Genomic DNA, 24,382 nt, shown 5'->3' on the forward strand with positions numbered 1-24,382 from the left:
CGACGAACTGATCCGATCAGGCCGTGGCAGGCGCGTTGGTCGGCGCCACCGGCGAGCCGCCCGAAGGCGTGCTGCCGCCACCGTTCGGACCCGACGCGCTGCGCGGCGGGCGCGGCGGCTTGCCGGCCATGATGTCGTTGACCTGGTCGGCGTCGATGGTTTCCCACTCCATCAGCGCGTTGGTCATGGCCTCGACCTTGTCGCGGTTATCTTCGAGCAGGCGCTTGGCCAGCGCGTATTGCTCGTCGATGATGCGGCGGATCTCCGCGTCGACCTTCTGCTGCGTGGCTTCCGACACGGTCTTCGACGACAGCTTGCCGAACATGCCATCCTGCTCGGTATCCACGTAGACCATGGCGCCGAGCGAATCGCTCATGCCGAAGCGGGTCACCATGTCGCGGGCGATCTTGGTGGCACGTTCGAAGTCGTTGGAGGCGCCGGTGCTCATGGCATTGAGGAAGACCTCTTCCGCCGCGCGGCCGCCGAAGAGGATCGCAACCTCTTCCAGCATGCTGTCCTTGTACTTCGAATACTTGTCATGCTCGGGCAGCTGCCAGGTCACGCCCAGCGCCCAGCCACGCGGCATGATGGTGACCTTGTGCACCGGGTCGGCCTTGGGCAGCAGCTTGGCAACCACCGCATGGCCCGACTCGTGGTAAGCCGTGGCACGGCGCTCTTCCTCGCGCATGACCGTCGACTTGCGCTCCGGACCCATGTAGATCTTGTCCTTGGCGTCCTCGAAGTCCTGCATGTCGACCACGCGCTTGTTGCGGCGGGCGGCGAACAGCGCGGCCTCGTTGACCAGGTTGGCCAGGTCGGCGCCCGAGAAGCCCGGGGTACCGCGCGCGATCACGGAGGCATCGACGTCGTTGCCGATCGGCACCTTGCGCATATGGACCTTCAGGATCTGCTCGCGGCCGCGGATATCCGGCAGGCCCACGTAGACCTGGCGGTCGAAACGGCCCGGACGCAGCAGCGCCTTGTCCAGCACGTCGGCACGGTTGGTCGCGGCGATCACGATCACGCCGGAGTTGGCCTCGAAGCCGTCCATCTCGACCAGCATCTGGTTCAGGGTCTGCTCGCGCTCGTCGTTGCCGCCGCCCATGCCGGCGCCACGATGGCGGCCGACCGCGTCGATTTCATCGATGAACACGATGCAGGGTGCCTGCTTCTTGGCGTTCTCGAACATGTCGCGGACACGCGCCGCGCCCACGCCGACGAACATTTCAACGAAGTCGGAACCCGAGATGCTGAAGAACGGCACCTTGGCCTCGCCGGCGATGGCACGCGCCAGCAGCGTCTTGCCGGTACCCGGAGGACCGACCAGCAGCACGCCGCGCGGGATGCGGCCGCCCAGCTTCTGGAATTTCTGCGGATCCTTCAGGAAGTCGACCAGCTCGACCACCTCTTCCTTGGACTCGTCGCAGCCGGCCACGTCCTGGAACGTGACGGCGTTCTGGTTCTCGTCGATCAGGCGCGCACGCGACTTGCCGAATGAGAACGCGCCGCCTTTTCCGCCGCCTTGCATCTGGCGCATCATGTAGAACCAGAACACGATGATCAGCATGGTCGGCCCGAGGTAATACAGGGCCTGGACCAGCACGTTGGGTTCATCATCCGCCTTGCCGGTCACCTGGACGCCGTACTTCATCAGGTCGCCGACCATCCAGATGTCGCCCGGCGAGATGATGGTGTACTTGGCGCCTTCCTTGGGTGAGACCACCAGGTTGCGGCCCTGCACGTCGACACGCGACACCTTGCCGTTCTTGGCGTCATCCATGAACTGCGAATAGGTGACGCTGTCCTGCGCACGGGGCTTGTCGAACTGCTTGAAGACGGTAAACAACACCAGCGCGATCACGAGCCAGATTGCCGCCTTTTGAAACAGGTTGTTATTCAAGGCCGAACTCCTTTGCAATTGCCTTGCCAACGGATAACTGCATTGTAATGCAGCGCCCGCCCTCGGGGGGAAACAGAGAAACTATGACGCCGATAGCTGCGGGTGGGGCACTTTTCCCTTCTTATTTCGCCCTGGCTTGTCTCGAAATCGGTCAATTCACCGTCTTGAGGTAGCGCCCAAGGATAAAGGTTTCGGAAGATTTGTCGCGTGACGCCTTGGGCTTGCGCTTCGCGACCACTTTGAACTGCCGTTTGAACTTCTCCACGATCTGGCTGTAGCCGCTCCCGTGGAAACACTTTACCAGCAATGCGCCTTCCGGCTTCAGGTGGGCCTGCGCAAACTCAAGGGCCAGATCGCACAGGTACTCGATCCGGGCCGAATCGGCGGAGGCCACACCGGACAAATTGGGGGCCATGTCGGAGATAACAAGATCGATCTTGTCGCCGCCGGATGCTTCCAGCACCAGGCTTTCAAGTTGCCGGAACACCTCTTCCTCACGGAAATCGCCCTGAATGAAAGTGACGTCTGCGACAGGTTCCATCGGCAGGATATCGATCGCCACCACCGCGCCGTCGATTTTTCCATCCCTGGCCCGGTTCGACGCAGCCAGCTTGTTGCGCGCGTACTGGCTCCAGCTGCCCGGGGCGGCGCCCAGGTCGACGATAACCTGGCCCGGCTGGATCAGCTTGTCCTGCTCGTCGATTTCCTTGAGCTTGTAGGCGGCGCGGGCACGGTAGCCCTCCCGCTGCGCCATCTTCACGTACGGGTCGTTGATGTGGTCGTGCAGCCACGAATGGTTGAACTTGTTCTTTGCCATGCCAGATCCAGCCTGTTCCCTGCCCCGGCACGCGGCGCGCGCCGCATGCCCAAGGTTTTTCTACTGTTTTGATGATTTTGCCGCCCGACAGTGCCGGATTGACGGATAATACGCGCCAATTCGCGCTCCGCCCGCCTGCCGAACCGGCACCTGCCGGGCCCGCCGCGCACCAAACCCCAGCGCCCCCGGCGCCAACCTATGCCCGCACTACAACTGATTCCTGCCCAGCGCTCCGAACTGCGCTCCCGTGCCCATGCCCTGAACCCGGTCGTCATGGTCGGCGCCGAAGGCCTTACCCGCGCCGTCCTGGCCGAAATCGACCGCAGCCTGGCCGCGCACGACCTGATCAAGATCCGCGTGTTCGGCGATGACCGCGACGCGCGCGTTGCCATCTACGAAGAAATCTGCGACGCGCTGCACGCCGCGCCGATCCAGCATATCGGCAAGCTGCTGGTGGTCTGGCGCCCGGGCGAGGCACGGCTGAAGGAAAACCAGCCGGATAGCCTGGGCCGGCTTGCCCCGGCCCGCCGTGGCGGCGCCGCGCCGCGCACGGTGACGGTCAAGAAACCCAGCGCCGCACCGAATCGGCGCCCGACGCGCAAGGAAGTGACCGTACTCGGCAACGAGCGCGTCACCGCGGGCGGCAACGTCAAGCGCGCGCGCTCGCGGCCGACCAGCCAGAAGAAAAAAGCCCTGGGCTGACCGCCCGCAGCATCGACGCGGCCACCGCCCGGTGGCCGCAGCACTCACTCCCCGGCCGAACGCGGCGCCGAAGCGCGCCACACCAGCACCAGCGCGAGCAGGCTTTGCAGCAGGTAGAAAGCGCTCGACACGCCGTGCAGCATGCCGAACTGCGCCTGGTAAGGCGATTCCGAAACCCCCAGCCCCAGCGCCTGCGCCTTTTCCTTCAGGCTGCCCATGAACGGCTGGATGCCGAAATAGCCGACCAGCACGCAGCACAGCATGCCGAGCACCACCCAGCGCAGGCTGCGATAGCGATTGGCGCCGCGGCGGATCATCACGTTGCACAGTACCAGTTGCAGCACGCCGATGGTCACGCCGACGATGGCTTCGGTATGGAACAGGTGACCGGCGATCATGCCGGCCATCTCGCGGCTGGGCAGCACCGAGAACAGCGTCGGTGCCACCATGTAGCCAACCGTCCACAGGCTACCCGCCCACATCACCGTCAGCAGCAGGAATAGCCGGTGCGGCAACGGCGGCAGGCTGTTATAGGAAGAGGAGAACAAGCGGCCTCAGATATAGCGGACGGTAATGACTTCGTACTCGCGCTCGCCCCCAGGGGCCAGCACGGTGGCGACGTCGCCTTCGAACTTGCCGATCAGCGCACGCGCGATCGGCGAGCTGACCGAGATCTTGCCGGTGTCGAGGTCGGCCTCGTCATCGCCCACGATCTGGTAGCTGACCGGCCTGCCGGACTCCAGGTCTTCCAGGTCCACGGTCGCGCCGAAGACGATGCGGCCGTCGGTATCCAGCTGGGTCGGGTCGATGACCTGCGCAGTCGACAGCTTGGACTCGACTTCCAGGATGCGGCCTTCGATAAAGGCCTGCTTTTCCTTGGCGGCATCGTATTCGGCGTTTTCGGACAGGTCGCCCTGCGCACGCGCTTCGGAGATGGCATTGATCACCGCCGGACGCTCGACAGCCTTGAGGCGCTGCAGCTCTTCCTTGAGCAGCTCGGCGCCACGCTTGGTAATCGGAATGGTGCTCATGTCTTCTTCAACAAAAAAATGAGCCGCAGCGGAGCTGGAGCCATCCTGGCCATACCTGCCAGGGCACTTCCGCTCAACCGCGGCTTTCAGACAGGACCGAAGGGCCTCACACTGCTTAGCTGGTGTGCCAGGCCGATTCGATCGACGAATTTGACGTAGTTTAGGCCAGGAAGCCCGCCGGCATCAACACCGGCGGGCTTCCGGGCGCTGCCGCCCCTTGACCGGGCGCAAGCGCCCGGCGGGATGGCAATGTGCAGCGTGGCTTACGCCAGCGTGCCGTGCAGGCCTTGCAGGTCATAGACCTCCAGGCTCTGCATGTGCTTCAGTCCCTCCACCGCGGCGCTGGCGCCGGCGATGGTGGTGTAGTAAGGCACGCGGTTGGCCAGCGCCGAGGTACGGATCGAACGCGAATCCGCGATCGCGCCGCGGGTCTCGTCGACGGTGGTGAACACCAGCGCCAGTTCGCCGTTCTTGATCATGTCGACGATGTGCGGACGGCCGTCCTTGACCTTGTTCACCACCTTGACCGGGATGCCGGCGGCCTCGATGGCCGAGGCCGTGCCGCGGGTGGCGACGATCGGATAGCCCAGGTCGTGCAGCATGCGGGCCACGGCTACGGCGCGCGGCTTGTCGCTGTCCTTCACGGTGATCAGCACGGTGCCCTTTTCCGGCAGGCGCGAACCGGCGGCCAGCTGGCTCTTGAACAGTGCCTCGCCGAAGGTCTTGCCCACGCCCATCACTTCGCCGGTGGAACGCATTTCAGGTCCGAGGACCGGATCGACGCCCGGGAACTTATTGAACGGGAACACGGCTTCCTTGACGCTGTAGTACGGCGGCACCACCTCGTCGGTAATGCCCTGCTCGTCCAGCGACTGGCCGGCCATGCAGCGCGCGGCGATCTTGGCCAGCTGCATGCCGGTGGCCTTGGACACGTACGGCACGGTGCGCGAGGCGCGCGGGTTCACTTCCAGCACGTAGACGGTGTCGACACCGTTGTTCTGCTGGATGGCGAACTGCACGTTCATCAGGCCGACCACGTTCAGCGCGCGGGCCATCGCGGCGGTCTGGCGCTTCAGTTCGGCCACGGTCTCGGCCGACAGCGAGTACGGCGGCAGCGAGCAGGCGGAGTCGCCCGAGTGCACGCCGGCCTGCTCGATGTGCTCCATCACGCCGCCGATGTACACGCGCTTGCCGTCGCTCAGGGCGTCGACATCGCACTCGATGGCGTCGTTCAGGAAGCGGTCCAGCAGCACCGGGGAGTCATTCGACACCTTGACCGCTTCGCGCATGTAGCGCTCGAGGTCGCGCGGCTCATGCACGATCTCCATCGCGCGGCCGCCCAGCACGTACGACGGGCGCACCACCAGCGGGTAGCCGATTTCCTCGGCCAGACGCAGCGCTTCATCCTCGGCGCGCGCGGTGCGGTTGGGCGGCTGGCGCAGACCCAGGTCCTGCAGCAGCTTCTGGAAGCGCTCGCGGTCTTCCGCGGCGTCGATCATGTCGGGGCTGGTGCCGATGATGGGCACGCCGTTGGCTTCCAGGTCCAGCGCCAGCTTCAGCGGGGTCTGGCCACCGTACTGCACGATCACGCCGACCGGCTTCTCGATCGCCACGATCTCGAGCACGTCTTCCAGCGTCACCGGCTCGAAGTACAGGCGATCCGAGGTGTCATAGTCGGTCGACACGGTTTCCGGGTTGCAGTTGACCATGATGGTCTCGTACCCGTCTTCGCGCAGCGCCAGCGCGGCGTGCACGCAGCAGTAGTCGAACTCGATGCCCTGGCCGATCCGGTTCGGGCCGCCGCCCAGCACCATGATCTTCTTCTTGTCGGTCGGGTTGGCCTCGCACTCGCCATGCTCGGCCTCGTAGGTCGAGTACATGTAGGCGGTGTTGGTGGCGAACTCGGCCGCGCAGGTGTCCACGCGCTTGTAGACCGGGCGCACCTTGTTGGCGATGCGCGCTTCGCGCACGGCGCGGGCGTCGGTCTTCAGCAGCCTGGCCAGGCGGCGGTCGGAGAAGCCCTTCTGCTTCAGGTAGCGCAGTTCGGCAGCCGACAGGCTTTCCAGCGTGCGTGCCTTGATCTGGGCCTCGGTCTTGACGATGTCCTCGATCTGGGCCAGGAACCACGGGTCGATGGCGGTCTCGGCGTGCACCTCTTCCAGCGACATGCCGAGGCGGAACGCGTCGCCCACGTACCAGATGCGGTCCGGGCCCGCCTCGCCGATCTCCTCGACGATCTCGTCGCGGTCGGTCGACTTATCGTCCAGGCCGTCCACCCCGACTTCCAGCCCGCGCAGCGCCTTCTGGAACGATTCCTGAAAGGTGCGGCCCATCGCCATCACCTCGCCCACCGACTTCATCTGCGTGGTCAGGTGGCTGTCGGCCTGCGGGAATTTCTCGAAGGCGAAACGCGGCACCTTGGTGACCACATAGTCGATCGACGGCTCGAACGACGCGGGGGTCGCGCCGCCGGTGATCTCGTTCTTCAGTTCGTCCAGCGTGTAGCCGACGGCCAGCTTGGCCGCGACCTTGGCGATCGGGAAGCCGGTGGCCTTCGACGCCAGCGCCGACGAACGCGACACGCGCGGGTTCATCTCGATGACGATCATGCGACCGTCCTTCGGGTTGATCGAGAACTGCACGTTGGAACCGCCGGTGTCGACACCGATCTCGCGCAGCACGGCCAGCGAGGCGTTGCGCAGGATCTGGTATTCCTTGTCGGTCAGGGTCTGCGCCGGGGCCACGGTGATCGAGTCGCCGGTGTGGATGCCCATCGGGTCCAGGTTCTCGATCGAGCAGATGATGATGCAGTTGTCCTGCTTGTCGCGGACGACTTCCATCTCGTACTCTTTCCAGCCCAGCAGCGATTCCTCGATCAGCAGCTCGCGCGTCGGCGACAGGTCCAGGCCGCGCTTGCAGATCTCTTCGAATTCCTCGCGGTTGTAGGCGATGCCGCCGCCGGTGCCGCCCAGCGTGAACGAGGGGCGGATCACGATCGGATAGCCGGCAGTGCCGGTTTCCTGGGCGATGCGGCCCTGTACGGCCACGGCTTCGTCCATCGAGTGGGCGATGCCGGACTTGGCCGAGCCCAAGCCGATCCTGGTCATCGCGTCCTTGAACTTCTGGCGGTCCTCGGCCTTGTCGATGGCCTCGGGCGAGGCGCCGATCAGCTCGACCTTGTACTTGTCCAGCACGCCGTGGCGGTGCAGGTCCAGCGCGCAGTTCAGCGCGGTCTGGCCGCCCATGGTCGGCAGGATCGCGTCCGGGCGCTCCTTGGCGATGATGCGCTCGACCACTTCCCAGGTGATCGGCTCGATGTAGGTCACATCGGCCGTGTTGGGGTCGGTCATGATGGTCGCCGGGTTCGAGTTGACCAGGATGACCTTGAAACCTTCTTCGCGCAGGGCCTTGCAGGCCTGGGCGCCGGAGTAGTCGAACTCGCACGCCTGGCCGATGATGATGGGGCCGGCGCCGATGATCAGGATGCTCTTGATGTCTGTGCGTTTTGGCATTGCACGCTCTCTTTATGGGCCGGCCCGCTTGCATGCGGGCCGCGCCGGTAATCAGGGAATCCGTCGGGATTCGAAAATGTCAGTCTGTCCGCTGTTGCCGCTAGTTCATGGTGGCCGTCGCCAGCTTGGCGCCGAAGCCGATAAACATCGCCCCGACCCCGCTCGCCATCCCGGCCGACAGGCGCCGGCGGCGCCGGAATGCATCGGCCAGCCTGGCACCCACGAAAATGATCGTGGTCAGGTAGGCGAAGCTGCATAGCTGGGCAACCACACCCAGCACGGAGAACGACAGCACCGGGTAGCCGAAGGCCGGATCAACGAACTGGATGAAGAACGAGATGAAGAACAGGATCGCCTTCGGGTTCAGCAGGCTGATCAGCAACGCCTTGCGGAACGGGTCGGACTGGTCGGCCTTGCCCACCGACGCCGCGGCGGCCGCATCGCCGCGCGCGGCCCAGTTGCGCACCGCGCCGCGCAGCATGCTCAAGCCGATCCACGCCAGGTAGGCCGCGCCGATGTACTTCACCACGTAGAACAGCGCCGGGCTGGCCTTCAGCAGCGAAGCCACGCCCGCCGCCGACAGCACCATCAGCACGAAGTCGCCCAGGAACACCCCGCACGCGCCCTTGTAGCCGGCGCGCACGCCGCGCTGCGCCGCCACCGACAGCACGTACATCGAGTTCGGCCCCGGCAGCAGCACGATAAAGATCGTGCCGAGCAGGTAGGTCCAGAAATCGGTGATGCCGAAGGCGGTTTGCATGAAGGCGTTCATGGGATGTCCCGTGGTCCAGCGCTGTCCGGGCGCGCTAATTTGCAAGCTTACTTGCGCGCGTCGGTCATGTGCTGGATGAAGCGGTCGAACAGGTAAGCCACGTCGTTCGGGCCAGGCGAGGCTTCCGGGTGACCCTGGAAGCAGAACGCCGGCTTGTCGGTCAGCGCGAAGCCCTGCAGCGTGCCGTCGAACAGCGACACGTGGGTCACGCGCGCGTTGGCGGGCAGCGTGTCGGCGTCGACCGCGAAACCGTGGTTCTGCGACGTGATCATCACGCGGCCGTCCTCCAGGTCCTTGACCGGGTGGTTGGCGCCGTGGTGGCCGGCCTTCATCTTCAGCGTCTTGGCGCCGACGGCCAGGGCCATGATCTGCTGGCCCAGGCAGATGCCGAAGGTCGGGATGCCGCGCTCGATGAACTCGCGCGTGGCGGCGATGGCGTAGTCGCACGGCTCGGGGTCGCCGGGGCCGTTGGACAGGAACACGCCGTCCGGATTCAGCGCCAGCGCGTCGGCGGCGCTGGCCTGGGCCGGCAGCACCGTCACCTTGCAGCCGCGCTCGGCCAGCATGCGCAGGATGTTGAACTTGACGCCGTAGTCATAGGCGACCACGTGAAACTGCGGCTTGTCCTGCTTGCCGTAGCCCTGGCCCAGCGCCCATTCGGACTGGGTCCACTCGTACGGCTCCTTGACCGAGACCACCTTGGCCAGGTCCATGCCGGCCAGGCCGGGGAAGGAGCGGGCCAGGTCGATGGCCTTCTGCACGTTGTCCTCGCCAGCCAGGATGCAGCCGTTCTGGGCGCCCTTCTCGCGCAGGATGCGGGTCAGCTTGCGGGTATCGATGCCGGCGATCGCCACCACCTTTTCCTGCTTCAGGTAGTGCGCGAGGGTGTGTTCCTTGCGGAAATTGGAGGCCAGGATCGGCAGATCCTTGATGATCAGGCCGGCGGCATGGACTTTCGTGGCTTCGACATCCTCAGGATTGACACCGTAGTTGCCGATATGCGGATACGTCAGCGTGACGATCTGCCGCGAATAGCTCGGGTCGGTGAGGATTTCCTGGTAACCGGTGATGGCGGTGTTGAACACCACTTCACCGATGGTATGGCCGGAAGCGCCAATGGAATAGCCACGAAAGACCGTGCCGTCTGCTAGCGCGAGAATGGCGGACGGAAAAGACGGTAACACGGGTAGGCTCCTGCTGGACTCACCCCGTGACCGACCAATCGACGCCTCGTGCCTCCCAGGCTGGATCCATGACGGCGGCAGCGGCATTGCGCCGATGCGGTCGGATCCGGTCGCGGCCTGCTCTTTGCATCACATCAAGTGCGAACGGCAAAGGCGGCGCGGATGGGGGCGGCGGAAGGTGGAAAGCGGTTGGCGCTAGGGTGAAGGGTTCTGAAAGCGAAACTTTCGAATTATATCCCGCGCCACCCAATTTCTCAAGTTTTCAAGGACTTGCATCACGCGGGCGCCGCCGCGGGCACCTGCCGCACCGGTGCCCGCGCCACCATCCGGCGGTGTGCAGAGCCCGTTACGCAGCCGGCGGAACGACCGCCGTCACCTCGATTTCCACCTTGGCGCGCGGCTCGACGAGGTCGGCCACTTCGACCGCCGTCATCGCCGGAAAGTGCCGGCCGATGATGGCGCGGTAGTGCTGGCCGATCGCCCCATAGGCGCCGACATATTCCGCCTTGTCCTTCACATACCAGGTCATGCGCGCGATATGTTCCGGCCTGGCCCCGCCGGCGGCCAGCACGTCGACCACGTTGCGCAGCGCCTGCGCCACCTGCAGGCCGAAATCGTCGGTCTCGAACTCGCACTTGCCGTTCCAGCCGATCTGGCCGCTGACAAGGAGCAGGCGGCTGCCGGCCTGGATCTCGGCCATCATGCCGTTGGCGTAGCCACGCGGGGGCGCCCAGTCGGGCGGCTGCAGGATTTTCATGGTGGATGTCCCTGTTGCGATCTGTATCAATGGATTGGAAATTCAGTCATGGGGCGGTCAGGCCGCGCTTACCAGGTAGGCCGCCATGGCCTCGCGCACGGCCTCCGGCAACGGCTGTGGCGCGATCGAGCCGGTGTCGACGCAGACCAGCCGCTGCGTCACTTCCATGCGGGTATCGTCGTGAGGGCCGGCAAAGCGGATCGCCAGCGTGAAGCTGGACTGGCCGAGCTTGAGCACGCGCAGCTCGCGCGTGAGCACCTCGCCCAGCCGGCTCGGCGCCAGGAAGCGGCATTCCAGCTCCGCGGTCGGCACGCCGGCCCGGCCTTCGCCGTGCATGACGTCGAAGGGCCACCCCAGCGCTTCGCCGAACCAGTCTTCGATGAAGTCGTTGAGCATCTCGAAGTAGCGCGGGTAGAACACGATCCCGGCCGCGTCGCAGTGCTTGAAGCGCACCAGGACGGTGCTGCGGAAGACCGGGCTCATGATTGGCTCCCACCGTGGTTAGTGCCAGCGTGGTTAGTGCCATTGCCCTCCTCCGCCATCTGGCGCAGCCGGAAGCGCTGCAGCTTGCCGGTCTCGGTGCGCGGCAGCGCCGGCACGAACTCGATGCGGCGGGGATATTTGTACGGCGCGATCTGGCGTTTCACGTAGTCCTGCAGCGCGGTGCGCGTGGCGTCGTCCGCGGGCACGCCTTCGCGCAGCACCACGTAGGCCATGACCACCTGCCCGCGCCCGTCGTCGGGTGCGCCGACCACGCCGCACTCGGCCACCGACTCGTGCTGCATCAGCGTGCTCTCCACCTCGGGGCCGGCGATGTTGTAGCCGGCCGAGATGATCATGTCGTCGGAGCGCGCCTGGTAGAAGTAGTAACCGTCTGCATCGACCGTGAAGGTATCGCCCGGCAGGTTCCAGCCCGCCTTCACGTAGTTGGCCTGGCGCGGATCGTCCAGGTAGCGGCAGCCAGTCGGGCCCTGCACCGCCAGCTTGCCGACCTGCCCCGGCGGCAGCGGCCGCATCTCGTCGTCGACGATCTGCGCCACGTAGCCGGGCACCACCTTGCCGATCGCGCCCGGCCTGACCTCGGCACCGGCACTCGAGATAAAGATATGCATCATCTCGGTGCCGCCGATGCCATCGGTCATCTCGATGCCGGTGGCGGCTTTCCAGCTCTGGCGCGTGGCGTCGGGCAGCGCCTCGCCGGCCGACACGCTGTGCCTCAGGCTGGAGATATCGAAGCGCGGCGCCAGCGCCGCCATCTGCCGGTAGAAAGTGGGGGCGGTGAAGACGATGGTGGCGCGGAAGTCGTGGATCAGTTCCAGCAGCGCTTCCGGCGTCAGCTTCTCCGCCAGCACCGTGCTGGCGCCGATGCGCAGCGGGAAGCACAGCATGCCGCCCAGCCCGAAGGTGAAGGCGATCGGCGGCGTGCCGCAGAAGATATCGTCCGGCACGGAGCGCAGCACATGGCGCGGGAACAGGTCGCACATGGCCAGCACGTCGCGATGGAAATGGACCGTGCCCTTGGGCTGTCCGGTGGTGCCGCTGGTGAAGGCGATCAGGCAGATATCGTCGCTGGCGGTGTCGCAGGCATCGAAGCTGTCGGGCTTGCCCGCCATCGCGGCTTCCAGCGAACCCTCGCCGGTGCCGTTGAAATACAGCGCGCGCGCCAGGCTCGGGCAATGGAATTCCCCGCCGGCCCGCTGGTTGGCATCGAGATCCTCGCGCAGCCGCGCATCGCACAGCGCCGCGGTGACCTGCGCCTTGTCGACGATCTGCTTCAGCTCCTTCGCGCGCAGCAGCGGCATGGTCGGCACGGCAATCAGGCCGGCCTTGATGGTGGCGAGCCAGCTTGCCGCCATCATCAGGTTGTTGGGGCCGCGCAGCAGCACGCGGTTGCCGGGCACCAGCGCCATGTCCTCGACCAGCACATGGGCGATGCGGTTGACCAGCGCCGCCACCTGCGCATAGGTGACCGTCTCGACCTTGCCCGTCTGACCGTTGCGATGGCGGATGGCGATGCGCTCGCCGCGGCCTTCGCGGACGTGGCGGTCGACCAGCTCCACCGCGCAGTTCATCCGCGCCGGGTAATCGGTGTCGGCATTGAAGCGGAACACCGGCCACTGCTCGGGCGGCGGCAGGCGGTCGCGGGCGAAGGTATCGAGATGGGCGGTGGTCGCCATGGCTTGTCTCCTGTCTGCTCTGTCGGTACGGCAGTTCCGGGGCGGACGGCTCAGCCCTTCCGGCCGGCCAGTGTTTCGCGGGCGATGATCAGCTTCTGCACCTCGGTGGCGCCTTCGTAGATGCGCAGCGAGCGGATCTCGCGGTACAGGCTTTCCACGCGCGTGCCGACCTTGACGCCGAGGCCGCCGAACATCTGCACCGCGCGGTCGATGACCTGCTGCGCGTTCTCGGTGGCGACCATCTTGGCCATCGCCGCTTCGCGCGTGGTGCGCTCTTTCCTGACGTCCCGCAGCCAGGCCGCGCGATAGGTCAGCAGCGCGGCCGCGTCGATTGCGGTCGCCATGTCGCCGATGGCGGCCTGCGTCAGCTGCAGGTCAGCCAGCACGCCGCCGAACATCGGCCGCTCGCAGGCCCGCGCCAGCGCGTCATCCAGCGCGGCACGGCCGAAGCCCAGGGCCGACGCCGCCACCGAGGCGCGAAAGATGTCGAGCGTCATCATCGCCACCTTGAAGCCCTGCCCCGCCTCGCCCAGCCGGTTGCCGACCGGCACGCGGCAGTTGTCGAAGCGCAGCGTGGCCAGCGGGTGCGGCGCGATCACGTCGATGCGCTCGGCGATGGCCAGGCCCGGCGTATCGGCGTCGACCACGAAGGCCGAGATGCCGCGCGCGCCGGGCGCTTCGCCGGTGCGCACGAACACGCAATAGAAGTCCGCGATGCCGCCGTTGGAAATCCAGGTCTTGGCGCCGTCGATCACATAGTGCTTGCCGTCTTCCGACAGCCGCGCGCTGCATTGCATCGCCGCGACATCGGAACCGGCCTCGGGCTCGGACAGCGCAAAGGCGGCGATAGCCTCGCCGCGCGCCACACGCGGCAGGTATTGCGCGCGCAGCGCCTCGCTGCCGGCAATCGAGATCGCACCGGAGCCCAGCCCCTGCATCGCGAAGGCAAAGTCGGCCAGGCCGTCGTGGCGCGCCAGCGTCTCGCGCAGCAGGCACAGCGAGCGTGAGTCGAGCGCGGGCAGCGCGCCGCCGTGCGCGGCCGGCACGCAATAGCGCAGCCAGCCCGCCTCGCCGAGCTGGCGCACCAGCGCGCGGCAGGCGGCGTCGGTATCGCCGTGGTCGACATGCAGGTGTTGCGCGCACCAGGCGTCGAGCTCGCGCTCCAGCGCGCGGTGCGCGTCGTCGAACAGCGGCAGGTCGAGATAGGTCTTGTCTGACATCGCGGCTCCCTGGCTCAGTCGCCTTCGAACACCGGCTTGGATTTGGCCACGAAGGCCTCGTAGGCGCGGCGGAAATCGCGCGTCTGCATGCAGATGGCCTGCGCCTCGGCTTCGGCTTCGATGGCCTCGTCCAGCCCCATGTTCCATTCCTGGTGCAGCAGCTTCTTGGTCACGCCATGGGCGAAGGTCGGCCCCGCGGCGAGCTGGGCGGCCAGTGCCTGCGCCTGTGCCAGCACGGCTTCGGACGGATGCAGCGCGTTGAAGAAGCCCCACTGCAGGCCCTCGTCCGCGTTCATGGCGCGGCCGGTGTAGAGCAACTCGCTGGCACGCCCCTGCCCGATCACGCGTGGCAGCAGCGAGCACGCGCCCATGTCGGCGCCAGCCAGGCCCACGCGTACGAACAGGAACGCGGTCCTGGCCTGCGCCGTGCCCAGCCGCATGTCCGAAGCCAGCGCCATCATCGCGCCCGCGCCCGCGCAGATGCCGTCGACCGCGCTGATCACCGGCTGCGGGCACGCGCGCATCGCCTTGACCAGGTCGCCGGTCATGCGCGTGAAGTCGAGCAGTTCGGGCATGGTCATCTGCGTCAGCGGCCCGATGATCTCGTGCACGTCGCCGCCCGAGCAGAAATTGCCGCCGGCGCCGGTGACCACCACTGCCTTGATGTCGCTGGCGTAGCACAGCGCGCGGAACAGGTCGCGCAGCTCGGCATAGGAGTCGAACGTCAGCGGGTTCTTGCGCTCCGGCCGGTTCAGCGTGATGGTGCCGACCTTGCCGTCGTCCGACACCGACCACAGGAAATGCCGCGGCTCGTAGCCGGCAAAGCTGCGCTTGTGGTGGCGCATGTCGAGTGCGATTTCAGTCATGGTTGTCTCTCAGGTCCTTGCTCAGGTTCTTGCCTTGTCAGCCCGCCATCACTTCGCCGCCGGCCACCGGGATCGCCTGCCCGGTGATTGCGCCGGCGGACGGCTGGCACAGCCATGCCACGGCGTCGGCCACTTCCTCGGGCTGCACCAGACGGCGCTGCGGATTGCGCGCGGCCAGTTCGGCGCGCGCCTGGTCCTCGGTGCGGCCGGTCTTGCCGACGATGTTGGCGACGGCGTCGCGCACGATATCGGTTTCGGTGTAGCCGGGGCAGACCGCGTTGACGGTCACGCCCTTGGCCGCGGCCTCCAGCGCCAGCGCGCGCGTCAGTCCGATCACGCCATGCTTGGCCGCGCAATAGGCGCTGACGTAGCCGTAGCCGATCAGCCCGGCGGTGCTGGCCACGTTGACGATGCGGCCCCAGCCGGCTTCGAGCATCGCCGGCAGCGCGGCCTGCGTGCACAGGAAGGTGCCGGTCAGGTTGACGTCGAGCATGCGCTGCCACAGCGCGGCATCGGTCTTCATGAAGGGGGCGCTGTGCGCCTGCCCGGCGTTGTTGACCAGCATCGATACCGGACCGGCCTGCTCCGTGGCCGCGGCAAAGGCGCGCGCCACGCTGCCGGCATCGGCAATATCGGCCGTGACGAACGACACGATGGCGCCCGCCGGTGCCTGCTCGCGCAGGACTTGCACCGTCGCTTGCAGCGTGCCGGCATCGCGCCCCAGCAGCGTGACGCTGGCGCCGTCGGCCAGCAGACGCCGCGCGATCGCGGCGCCGATGCCGCGCCCGCCGCCGGTGACCAGCGCGTGCCTGCCGGCCAGTGTTGCCGTGCTGCCGGTCATGCCTGCTTCTCCTGCGCCGCGGCGCGTTCGAGATTGGTTTCCAGTTGCCGCTTGCCCGCCAGGTATTGCTTGGGCCAGGCGATGTCGCGGTAGCCGATGCGCGCGGCTTCCTGCAGCGTCCACGCCGGGTTGGCCAGGTGCGGACGCGCGATCGCGCAAAGATCGGCGCGGCCGGCGGCGATGATCGAGTCGACATGATCGGCCTCGAAGATCGCGCCGACGGCAATGGTGGCAATGCCCGCCTCGTTGCGGATGCGATCGGCGAACGGGGTCTGGTACATGCGGCCATACACCGGCGCCTGGTCCGGGCTGACCTGTCCCGACGAGCAATCGATCATGTCGGCGCCGGCGGCCTTGAAGGCGCGGGCGATCTCGACGGCGTCGTCGGGCGTGATGCCGCCTTCGACCCAGTCGTGCGCCGAGATGCGCACCGACATCGGCTTGTCCTGCGGCCATACCGCGCGCACCGCTTCGAACACCTCCAGCGGATAGCGCAGCCGCGCCGCCAGCGAGCCGCCGTATTCGTCGTTGCGCGTATTGGTCAGCGGCGAGATAAAGCTCGACAGCAGGTAGCCGTGGGCGCAGTGCAGCTCGAGCCAGTCAAAACCCGCTTCGGCCGCGCGGCGGGCACTGGCCACGAAATCGTCGCGCACGCGGTCCATGTCGGCGCGCGTCATCTCGCGCGGGGTCTGCGACTCGCCAGGCAGGTACGGCAACGGCGAGGCCGACATCACCGGCCAGTTGCCCTCCGGCAGCGGATGGTCCATCGCCTCCCAGCCGAGCTGCGTCGACCCCTTGCGGCCCGAGTGGCCGATCTGCATGGCGATGCGCGCATCGCTGCTGGCATGCACGAAATCGACGATGCGCTTCCATGCGTCGCGCTGCTCATCGTTCCACAAGCCCGGGCAGCCCGGCGTGATGCGCGCATCGGGCGACACGCAGGTCATTTCCGCCACCACCATGCCGGCGCCACCCAGCGCGCGCGAACCGAGGTGAACCAGGTGGAAGTCGCCCGGCATGCCATCGGTGCAGGAGTACATGGCCATCGGCGACACCACCACGCGGTTCTTCAGCGTGACGCCGCGCAGCCGGAACGGCGTGAACATCGGCGGCAACGGCTCGGGCTCGCGCAGCTTCAGGCTTTGCTGCGGCACGCCGGCCCGTTGCGCCAGCCAGTGCTCGAACTGCGCCACATAATCGGCGTCGCGTACGCGCAGGTTCTCGTGCGAGATGCGCTGCGAACGCGTCAGCAGCGAATAGGCGAACTGCTCCGGCGGCAGGCTGCCGGCGTAGCGCTCGACGTTCTCGAACCACTCGGTCGAGTTGCGCGCGGCATTCTGGATCTTCAGCACTTCCACGCCGCGCGTAGCTTCATAGCGTGCCAGCGCATCGGGCAGGCCGTCGTGGCCGCTGCCGCGGATCTCTTCGGCCAGGTCGATCGCATCTTCCAGTGCCAGTTTGGTACCGGAGCCGATCGAGAAGTGTGCCGTGTGCGCGGCATCGCCCATCAGCACCACCGGCACGCGACGGCCGTCCGGCAACGTATTCCAGTGCACCCACTGGCGGCAGATCACGCGCGGGAAGCGGATCCAGATCGCCGAGCCGCGCAGGTGCGACGCATTGGTGATCAGCTTGTTGCCGTCGAGGTAGCGCGCAAACAGCTTCTCGCAATACGCCACGCCCTCTTCCTGGCTCATCTGGTCGATGCCGGCGGCTTGCCAGACCGATTCCGGCGTCTCGACGATAAAGGTCGAGGTGTTGTCGTCGAAGCGGTAGGCATGCGCCTGGAACCAGCCGTGCTCGGTCTTCTCGAAGGCGAAAGTGAAGGCGTCGAACAGCTTGTGCGTGCCCAGCCAGACAAAGCGGCACTGGCGCGTGTCGATGTCGGGCCGGAAGGTCTCGGCGTAGCGGGTGCGGATGCGGCTGTTCAGGCCATCCGAGGCGATCACCAGGTCGGCCTGGTATTGCATCGCCAGCGCCTGGTCGTCGGTGACATCGTTCTCGAATACCAGCCTGACGCCGAGCGCTTCGCAGCGCGCCTGCAGGATATTGAGCAGGCGCTTGCGGCCGATGCCGATAAAGCCGTGGCCACCGGAGCGGATGGTGCGGCCGCCGATATGGATGTCGATATCGTCCCAGTGATTGAAGGCGGCGTTGATCTCGGCGGCGCTGTCCGGATCGGCCTGCTTGAGGTTGTCCATGGTGGCGTCGGAGAACACCACGCCCCAGCCGAAGGTGTCATAGGGCCGGTTGCGCTCGACCACGACGACCTCGTTGGCCGGATCCTGCAGCTTCATCAGCAGGCCGAAGTACAGCCCGGCCGGTCCGCCGCCAATACAAAGCACTCGCATCTGTTGCCTCCTGCTGGGGCCGCGCCCGGCAATGCTGCCCGGCGGCATCACGATCTAGATCAGACCTAAATATTTTATGCTTCAAATATTAGACTGCATCACGAGCCGTGGCAAGCCCGCGGTGCGAAGTGTCCGGTTCGACACCTCACACCGCCTGGCGCACCCGCGTCAGCCCTTCAGCGCGGCCTGGACCTGCTCCAGCGCCGCCGGATCCTCGATCGTGGTCAGGTCGCCGGGATCCCGCCCTTCCGCCACCGCCTGCATCGCGCGCCGCAGCAACTTGCCGGAACGCGTCTTCGGCAGCGCATTGACAAAGAATACGCGCGCCGGACGCGCCACGGCGCCGAGCTGCTGCTCGACGGTCTTCATCAGTTCGCCCTCCAGCGCCAGCCGGTCCGCCTCGGTGGCGGTGCGCCCCGGGTCGCGCGCGATGCAGAAGCCCATCGCCACCTGGCCCTTGAGCGCGTCCTGCACGCCGACCACCGCCACTTCGGCCACGGCCGGATTGGACGACAGGCTTTCCTCGATCTCGCGCGTGCCCAGCCGGTGGCCGGCGACATTGATCACGTCGTCGGTGCGCCCGAGGATAAAGACATAACCGTCCTCGTCGCGCACGCCCCAGTCGAAGGTGGAATAGCACAGCCGGTTCGGCACCGCCTGCCAGTAGGTGCGCACGAAGCGGTCGTCATCGCCCCACACCGTGCTCATGCAGCCCGGCGGCAGCGGCCCGTCGATCGCGACCACGCCTTTCTGGTTGGACGGGCATTCCTCGCCGGTGTTCTCGTCGACGATTTTCAGGTCGTAGCCGTAGGCCGGCACCCCCGGCGAGCCCAGCTTGGGCGGCAGCGGGTCGATGCCACGCTGGATCGCGAGAATCGGCCAGCCCGACTCGGTCTGCCAGTAGTTGTCGACCACCGGCTTGCCCAGGCCGTCCTGGATCCAGCGCGCGGTGGGTTCATCCAGCGGCTCGCCGGCCAGGAACAGCAGGCGCAGGCTGGACAGGTCGTAGCGGGTCAGCCAGGACGGGTCCTGCTTCTTCAGCACGCGGATCGCGGTGGGCGCGCTGAACATCAGGTTGACCTTGTATTGCTCGACCAGCCGCCACAGGATGCCGCCGTCCGGGCGGATCGGCGTGCCCTCGTACATCAGCGTCGCCATGCCGGCCAGCAGCGGGCCGTAGACGATATAGCTGTGGCCGACCACCCAGCCGATGTCGGAGGCCGTGAACATGGTGTCGCCCGGCTTGCCGCAGAAGATGTATTCCATCGACGTGGCCAGCGCCACCGCGTAGCCGCCGGTATCGCGCTGCACGCCCTTGGGCTTGCCGGTGGTGCCGGAGGTGTAGAGCACATACGAGGGCTCGCTGGACTCCAGCCATGCGCACGGCACCTGCGCGCCGGCCACGCGGTCGCGCCAGGCGGCATAGTCTTCATCGCGGCCTTCGGTGCGCGGCATGTCGGCCAGCCGGCGGTCGACCAGCAGCACCTTCTCAGGCTGGTGCGACGACAGGCGGATGGCCTCGTCCAGCAGCGGCTTGTACGGCACCACCTTGCCGGCGCGCGAGCCGGCGTCGGCGCTGACCACCACGCGCGGGCGGGCGTCCTCGATCCGTGCCGCCAGGCTCACCGAGGCAAAGCCGCCGAACACCACCGAATGGATCGCGCCGATGCGCGCGCACGCCAGCATCGCAAACGCCGCTTGCGGGATCATCGGCATGTAGACCAGCACGCGGTCGCCCTTCTGCACCCCCAGCCCCTGCAGGATCGCCGCCATGCGGTTGACCTCGTCGTGCAGCTCGGCATAGGTGTAGGTGCGGGACTGGTCGACTTCGGTCGAGACCCAGTGCAGCGCCGGCTGGCTGGCGCGCGCCGCCAGGTGGCGGTCGACCGCGTTGTGGCACAGGTTGGTGCGCCCGCCCACGAACCAGCGGGTAAATGGCGCGCGGCTGTTGTCGAGCACCTGGTCGAACGGGGTTTCCCAATCGATGCGCGCCGCCTGTTCGGCCCAGAACCCCTGCGGGTCGGCCAGCGAACGGGCATGCACGGCATGGCTTGCCGTCATGGCAGTCTCCTCCGCGTCTGCGGTCGTTGTGATGATGACGGTAGTTTGCCACCGGCGCGGGCTCGGGGGAAACGGGATTCGGGGGGCGCCGCCCGCTGCCGATGCCCACGGCAGATGTAAGAAAGGCGTGCCGCCGGCACGCCTTTTTGCTCTCGGGCACTGCGCTCAGCGCGTCTTGCTGCCCTTGCTGCTGGCCTTGACGCTGGATTTGGCCGATGCCTTCACCACCGGGCCCGCCTTGGCCTCGCGCGCCACCCTGGCCGGTGCCGCCTTGGCACCGCGGCGCGCGGAGGCTTCCACCGTGATGCGCTTGCGCGGCTCGGCCTTGCCCCTGGCCCCCTGCGCCGACACGCGCACGATCCCGCCCTTGCTGCCGCGCGCGGCGCGCTCTTCGCGCTCGGCCCGGTCCGCCCGTTCGGCACGCGCCGCACGCACCGCGCCGGCGCCGCGCACCGGCACCATCAGCACCAGGCTCTGACCTGCCACCAGCTTGGTGCCGGACAGCTTGTTCCACGACTGCACCTGGCCCTGCGACACGCCGTAGCGCCGCGCCACCGACGCCACCGTATCGCGCCGGCCTGCGCGCACCACCACGCGGCGCGCATCGGGCAGGTCGGGCTCCATCGCCAGCATGGCGGTGTCGGCCAGGCTCGCGCTGATGTCCTGGTCGTGGCGGCCCGAGCGCGGGATCATCACGGTCGAACCGGCCTTGAGGCGCATGCCCTTGGGAATGCTGTTGATTTCGCGCAGCGTGTCGGCATCGACATTGAGCCGCGCCGCCAGCGACTCGACGCGCTCGCGCCCGTCCACCGTGACCGCGGTCCAGCTCGACAGCCCGCCGCGATAGGTGTTCAGGTTGTACTGGAAGCGCTCGGCATTGTCGAACGGCAGCAGGATCTGCGGATTGGACGCCCCCAGGATCACCGGCCGGTTGAACGACGGGTTCAGCGCCTTGAAATCTTCCAGCGTCATGTCCGCCAGCTTGGCGGCGAGGTTCACGTCGATATCGCGCGACGTGGTCACCGTGACGAAGTACGGATGGTCCGGGATCTCCGGCAGCCTGACGCCATATACCGCCGGGTTGGCGATGATGTTCTTGACCGCCTGCAGCTTCGGCACGTAGTAGCGCGTCTCGTTGGGCATGGTCAGGCTGGCGTAGTCGGTCGGCAGCCCGCGTGCCTGGTTGCGCGCGATCGCACGCGACACCGCGCCCTCGCCCCAGTTGTAGGCGGCCAGTGCCAGGTGCCAGTCGCCGAACATGTCATAGAGCCGCTGCAGGTAGTCGAGCGCGGCATCGGTCGAGGCCAGCACGTCGCGGCGCTCGTCGCGGAACATGTTCTGCTTCAGGTTGTACGACTTGCCGGTGCTGGGAATGAACTGCCACATGCCGGCGGCCTTGGCGCTGGACTGGGCCTGCGGGTTGAACGCGCTCTCGACGAACGGCAGCAGCGCCAGCTCGGTCGGCATCTTGCGGCGCTCCAGCTCCTCGACGATGTGGTACAGGTAGCGGCTCGACCGCCCGACCATGCGCTCCATGTATTCCGGGCGCTGCGCATACCACTGGGTCCGGTCATCGACCAGCGTGCCCTCCAGGTCCTCCATGGCAAAGCCGCGCCGGATCCGGTCCCAGATGTCGTTGGACGGCCCGCGCAGCCAGTCCAGGCCGCCCTGGTCGACATTGATGGTGGTGGTGGATGACAGCGCCGACTTGTCGCTGAGCGAATTGAGCGGATCCTGGCGCCTGGCGGTCTGGGCGGTCGCGCCGTTGGCATCGGCGTCAGGCGGCGTAGGGGTGCTGGCGCAGGCTGCAAGCAGCGCCGCACACGCAACTACCGCCAGTAATCGACCAATTTTCATTAAATTCTCGAATCGTGACGCTAAAAGGATGCGTGATGCTAAAAAAAACGGCCTATCGCGTCAATCAGATTTTCCAGGTGGCAGCCCGAAAGCCTTGACTCACAAGGGTTTTCGGCCGGGCCTGCCTTCAATTTAGCGGAAATTGTCCTTCCACCCGCGCAGCGCCCCGAACGCTTTGGCGTCGCTGTCGGTGGCACCGCCGTGCGCCGACACCGCGGCACGCACCGCCGGCTCGCGCGAGCGCAGGAAGGGGTTGACCTCGCGCTCGTGGGCGATGGTGGTCGGCAACGTCGGCGTGTCCGCGGCACGCAGCGCATCGACGCGCTGCTCCCACGCCGCCAGCGCGGCATTGTCCGGCTCGACCGCCCGGGCGAAGCGCACGTTGCTGCGCGTGTACTCGTGGGCGCAGTAGACGCGGGTGTCGCCCGGCAGGGCCGCCAGCTTGTCCAGCGACGCCAGCATCTGCGCCGGGGACCCCTCGAAGAGGCGCCCGCAGCCGCTGGCGAACAGCGTGTCGCCGCAGAACACGGCGCGGCCCGCTTCGCCCAGGTCGCCCACGTAGGCGATATGGCCGGCGGTATGGCCGGGTACGTCCAGCACCCGCAGCGTCACCGCGGGCTCGGCCAGCGTCACTTCGTCGCCTTCGCGCAGCGCCCGGGTGCGCCCGCCGATACGTTCGCCGGCGGGCCCGAGCACCGGCATCTGCGCGCCCGAGGGCGTGCTCGGGTGTGCCGCCAGCAGGTCGGCGACGCCGCCCTGGTGATCGCCGTGGTGATGGGTGATTACAATAGCGCCCAGAGCCAGCCCCCGCTGCGCCAGAAATTGCTCCACCGGCGCCGACTCGCCGGGATCGACCACGGCGGCGTGATGCCCGTCGTGGATGGCCCAGATATAGTTATCCTGGAACGCCGGGATCGGCTCAACCTTCAACATGCGCATGCTCCTATGTCCAATCGTCCCAATCGCCAGAACGGCGAGTACGGCCAACGCGACCAGCGCCGCCTGAATGGCCCGAATGGTCCCAATGGCCCGATTGTAAGCTGGGAAGACTGGCTGGCCTCGCCACCCGGCCAGTACATGCTGCGCTGGGAGGCGCAGCAGTACGACCGCACCGTGGCGGACATCTTCGGCTACCACGCCGTACAGCTGGGCATGCCGCACGTCGATACCCTGCGCGAAAACCGGATGCCGTTCTCGGCGCTGGCGCTGGATCCGGCCAGCGGGCCGCACGGGCCGCGCGCGGCACATCCGGACGCGCGCCAGCTGCTGTGCCGCTTCGACGAGCTGCCGTTCGACACGCAGAGCGTCGACCTGGTAACCCTGCCCCATATCCTGGAATTTGCCGAAGACCCCCACGAAGTGCTGCGCGAAGTCTCGCGCGTGCTGATGCCCGAAGGGCGCGTGGTGGTCACCTGCTTCAACCCGATGAGCCTGTGGGGCGCGCGCCAGGGCATGAACCGGCTCGGCGCCACGCCCTTCCTGCCGACCGATGCCCAGCAGATCGGCTTCGTGCGCATCAAGGACTGGCTCAAGCTGCTCGGCTTCGATATCATCCGCGGCCGTTTCGGCTGCTACTGCCCGCCCTACCGCACCGAGCGCTGGCTGCAGCGCACCGCCTTCATGGAAAAGGCCGGCGACCGCTGGTGGCCGATCTTCGGCGCGGTCTATATGATCTCGGCGATCAAGCGCGTGCGCAACATACGGCTGGTCGGCCCGGCGTGGAAAGCCAAGCCGGCGCTGGCACCGGTGGCAACGCCGGTGGCAACGCCCACCGGTACCCACGGCAAGACGCCCGGGGACGATCACTGAGCCGGCAGCACGGCGGCACAACCCATGCGCCGGCCGCGCTGCGCGGCCGGCCCCCAACGGAATTCCATGCAAGAAGTCACGATCTACTCCGACGGCGCCTGCAAGGGCAACCCTGGCCGCGGCGGCTGGGGTGCGGTGCTCGTCGCCGGCACCAATGAAAAAGAACTGTTCGGCGGCGCGCCCAACACCACCAACAACCGCATGGAAATGACTGCGGTGATCGAAGCGCTGCGCGCGCTCAAGCGGCCGTGCACCGTGCGCGTCTATACCGACTCGCAATATGTCCAGAAAGGCATCAGCGAATGGCTGCCCGGCTGGAAAGCCCGCGGCTGGAAGACCGCCGACAAGAAGCCGGTGAAGAACGCCGACCTGTGGCAGGAGCTCGATGCGCTGACCCAGGGGCACCAGATCTCCTGGCACTGGGTGCGCGGCCACAATGGCCATCCCGGCAACGAACGCGCCGATGCCCTGGCCAACCGCGGCGTCGAATCGATCGGCCGCTGAACCGCCGCAACGCCACAACAA

20 protein-coding genes are annotated in these 24,382 nt (G+C 67.0%); 3 read left to right on the forward strand and 17 right to left on the reverse strand.

Features of this window, described 5'->3' with window-relative positions:
* Positions 1 to 16: 16 nt before the first annotated feature.
* The gene (gene ftsH / locus JTE92_RS23750; RefSeq protein ID WP_063238183.1) at positions 17 to 1,900 is read right to left on the reverse strand and encodes an ATP-dependent zinc metalloprotease FtsH; all 1,884 of its coding nucleotides are present in this window, start codon (positions 1,898 to 1,900) and stop codon (positions 17 to 19) included.
* 151 nt (positions 1,901 to 2,051) lie between these two features.
* A complete protein-coding gene (locus JTE92_RS23755; RefSeq protein ID WP_063238184.1) occupies positions 2,052 to 2,717 on the reverse strand; it encodes an RlmE family RNA methyltransferase in 666 nt (221 codons plus the stop codon).
* A 198-nt stretch (positions 2,718 to 2,915) separates the two neighbouring features.
* Between JTE92_RS23755 and JTE92_RS23760 the strand changes: the two genes are divergently transcribed.
* Positions 2,916 to 3,419, forward strand: coding sequence for a YhbY family RNA-binding protein (locus JTE92_RS23760; RefSeq protein ID WP_063238185.1), 504 nt, complete (start codon positions 2,916 to 2,918; stop codon positions 3,417 to 3,419).
* 44 nt (positions 3,420 to 3,463) lie between these two features.
* Here the strand turns inward: JTE92_RS23760 and JTE92_RS23765 are convergent, their stop codons facing one another.
* From JTE92_RS23765 to gloB, 15 genes are all read right to left on the reverse strand, one after another.
* The gene (locus JTE92_RS23765; RefSeq protein ID WP_063238186.1) at positions 3,464 to 3,967 is read right to left on the reverse strand and encodes a DUF4149 domain-containing protein; all 504 of its coding nucleotides are present in this window, start codon (positions 3,965 to 3,967) and stop codon (positions 3,464 to 3,466) included.
* A gap of 6 nt (positions 3,968 to 3,973) precedes the next feature.
* Positions 3,974 to 4,450 carry a transcription elongation factor GreA gene (greA, locus tag JTE92_RS23770; protein ID WP_063238187.1) on the reverse strand — a complete coding sequence of 159 codons (477 nt, stop codon included), beginning with the start codon at positions 4,448 to 4,450 and terminating at the stop codon, positions 3,974 to 3,976.
* A 263-nt stretch (positions 4,451 to 4,713) separates the two neighbouring features.
* Positions 4,714 to 7,962: a carbamoyl-phosphate synthase large subunit gene (gene carB / locus JTE92_RS23775; protein WP_063238188.1), complete on the reverse strand. Its 3,249-nt coding sequence runs from the start codon at positions 7,960 to 7,962 to the stop codon at positions 4,714 to 4,716.
* A gap of 100 nt (positions 7,963 to 8,062) precedes the next feature.
* The gene (gene leuE / locus JTE92_RS23780) at positions 8,063 to 8,734 is read right to left on the reverse strand and encodes a leucine efflux protein LeuE (RefSeq protein ID WP_063238189.1); all 672 of its coding nucleotides are present in this window, start codon (positions 8,732 to 8,734) and stop codon (positions 8,063 to 8,065) included.
* Positions 8,735 to 8,781: 47 nt separating this feature from the next.
* Complete coding sequence (carA, locus tag JTE92_RS23785; RefSeq protein ID WP_063238190.1) at positions 8,782 to 9,918, reverse strand: glutamine-hydrolyzing carbamoyl-phosphate synthase small subunit; 1,137 nt, start codon at positions 9,916 to 9,918, stop codon at positions 8,782 to 8,784.
* A gap of 346 nt (positions 9,919 to 10,264) precedes the next feature.
* Positions 10,265 to 10,675 carry a RidA family protein gene (locus JTE92_RS23790; RefSeq protein WP_063238191.1) on the reverse strand — a complete coding sequence of 137 codons (411 nt, stop codon included), beginning with the start codon at positions 10,673 to 10,675 and terminating at the stop codon, positions 10,265 to 10,267.
* A 57-nt stretch (positions 10,676 to 10,732) separates the two neighbouring features.
* A complete protein-coding gene (locus JTE92_RS23795; RefSeq protein ID WP_063238192.1) occupies positions 10,733 to 11,158 on the reverse strand; it encodes an acyl-CoA thioesterase in 426 nt (141 codons plus the stop codon).
* On the reverse strand, positions 11,155 to 12,852 hold the full coding sequence (locus JTE92_RS23800) for an AMP-binding protein (RefSeq protein WP_063238193.1): 1,698 nt from the start codon (positions 12,850 to 12,852) through the stop codon (positions 11,155 to 11,157). Before JTE92_RS23800 ends, JTE92_RS23795 begins: the two co-directional genes overlap by 4 nt.
* Positions 12,853 to 12,902: 50 nt before the next feature.
* A complete protein-coding gene (locus JTE92_RS23805; protein ID WP_063238194.1) occupies positions 12,903 to 14,072 on the reverse strand; it encodes an acyl-CoA dehydrogenase family protein in 1,170 nt (389 codons plus the stop codon).
* A 14-nt stretch (positions 14,073 to 14,086) separates the two neighbouring features.
* On the reverse strand, positions 14,087 to 14,938 hold the full coding sequence (locus JTE92_RS23810; RefSeq protein WP_063238195.1) for an enoyl-CoA hydratase family protein: 852 nt from the start codon (positions 14,936 to 14,938) through the stop codon (positions 14,087 to 14,089).
* 37 nt (positions 14,939 to 14,975) lie between these two features.
* Positions 14,976 to 15,779: an SDR family NAD(P)-dependent oxidoreductase gene (locus JTE92_RS23815; protein WP_063238196.1), complete on the reverse strand. Its 804-nt coding sequence runs from the start codon at positions 15,777 to 15,779 to the stop codon at positions 14,976 to 14,978.
* The gene (locus JTE92_RS23820) at positions 15,776 to 18,130 is read right to left on the reverse strand and encodes a bifunctional salicylyl-CoA 5-hydroxylase/oxidoreductase (RefSeq protein WP_063238197.1); all 2,355 of its coding nucleotides are present in this window, start codon (positions 18,128 to 18,130) and stop codon (positions 15,776 to 15,778) included. Before JTE92_RS23820 ends, JTE92_RS23815 begins: the two co-directional genes overlap by 4 nt.
* Positions 18,131 to 18,298: 168 nt before the next feature.
* A complete protein-coding gene (locus JTE92_RS23825; protein WP_063238198.1) occupies positions 18,299 to 20,191 on the reverse strand; it encodes a propionate--CoA ligase in 1,893 nt (630 codons plus the stop codon).
* Between the two features lie 165 nt (positions 20,192 to 20,356).
* Positions 20,357 to 22,048, reverse strand: coding sequence for a transglycosylase SLT domain-containing protein (locus JTE92_RS23830; protein WP_063238199.1), 1,692 nt, complete (start codon positions 22,046 to 22,048; stop codon positions 20,357 to 20,359).
* Between the two features lie 132 nt (positions 22,049 to 22,180).
* On the reverse strand, positions 22,181 to 22,981 hold the full coding sequence (gloB, locus tag JTE92_RS23835) for a hydroxyacylglutathione hydrolase (RefSeq protein ID WP_063238200.1): 801 nt from the start codon (positions 22,979 to 22,981) through the stop codon (positions 22,181 to 22,183).
* A gap of 144 nt (positions 22,982 to 23,125) precedes the next feature.
* On the opposite strand from gloB, the gene JTE92_RS23840 reads away from it, so the two are divergent.
* Positions 23,126 to 23,857 carry a class I SAM-dependent methyltransferase gene (locus tag JTE92_RS23840; RefSeq protein ID WP_174544850.1) on the forward strand — a complete coding sequence of 244 codons (732 nt, stop codon included), beginning with the start codon at positions 23,126 to 23,128 and terminating at the stop codon, positions 23,855 to 23,857.
* Positions 23,858 to 23,923: 66 nt separating this feature from the next.
* Positions 23,924 to 24,361: a ribonuclease HI gene (gene rnhA / locus JTE92_RS23845; RefSeq protein ID WP_063238201.1), complete on the forward strand. Its 438-nt coding sequence runs from the start codon at positions 23,924 to 23,926 to the stop codon at positions 24,359 to 24,361.
* Positions 24,362 to 24,382 lie beyond the last annotated feature (21 nt).

Source organism: Cupriavidus oxalaticus (assembly GCF_016894385.1).
Lineage (GTDB): Bacteria > Pseudomonadota > Gammaproteobacteria > Burkholderiales > Burkholderiaceae > Cupriavidus > Cupriavidus oxalaticus.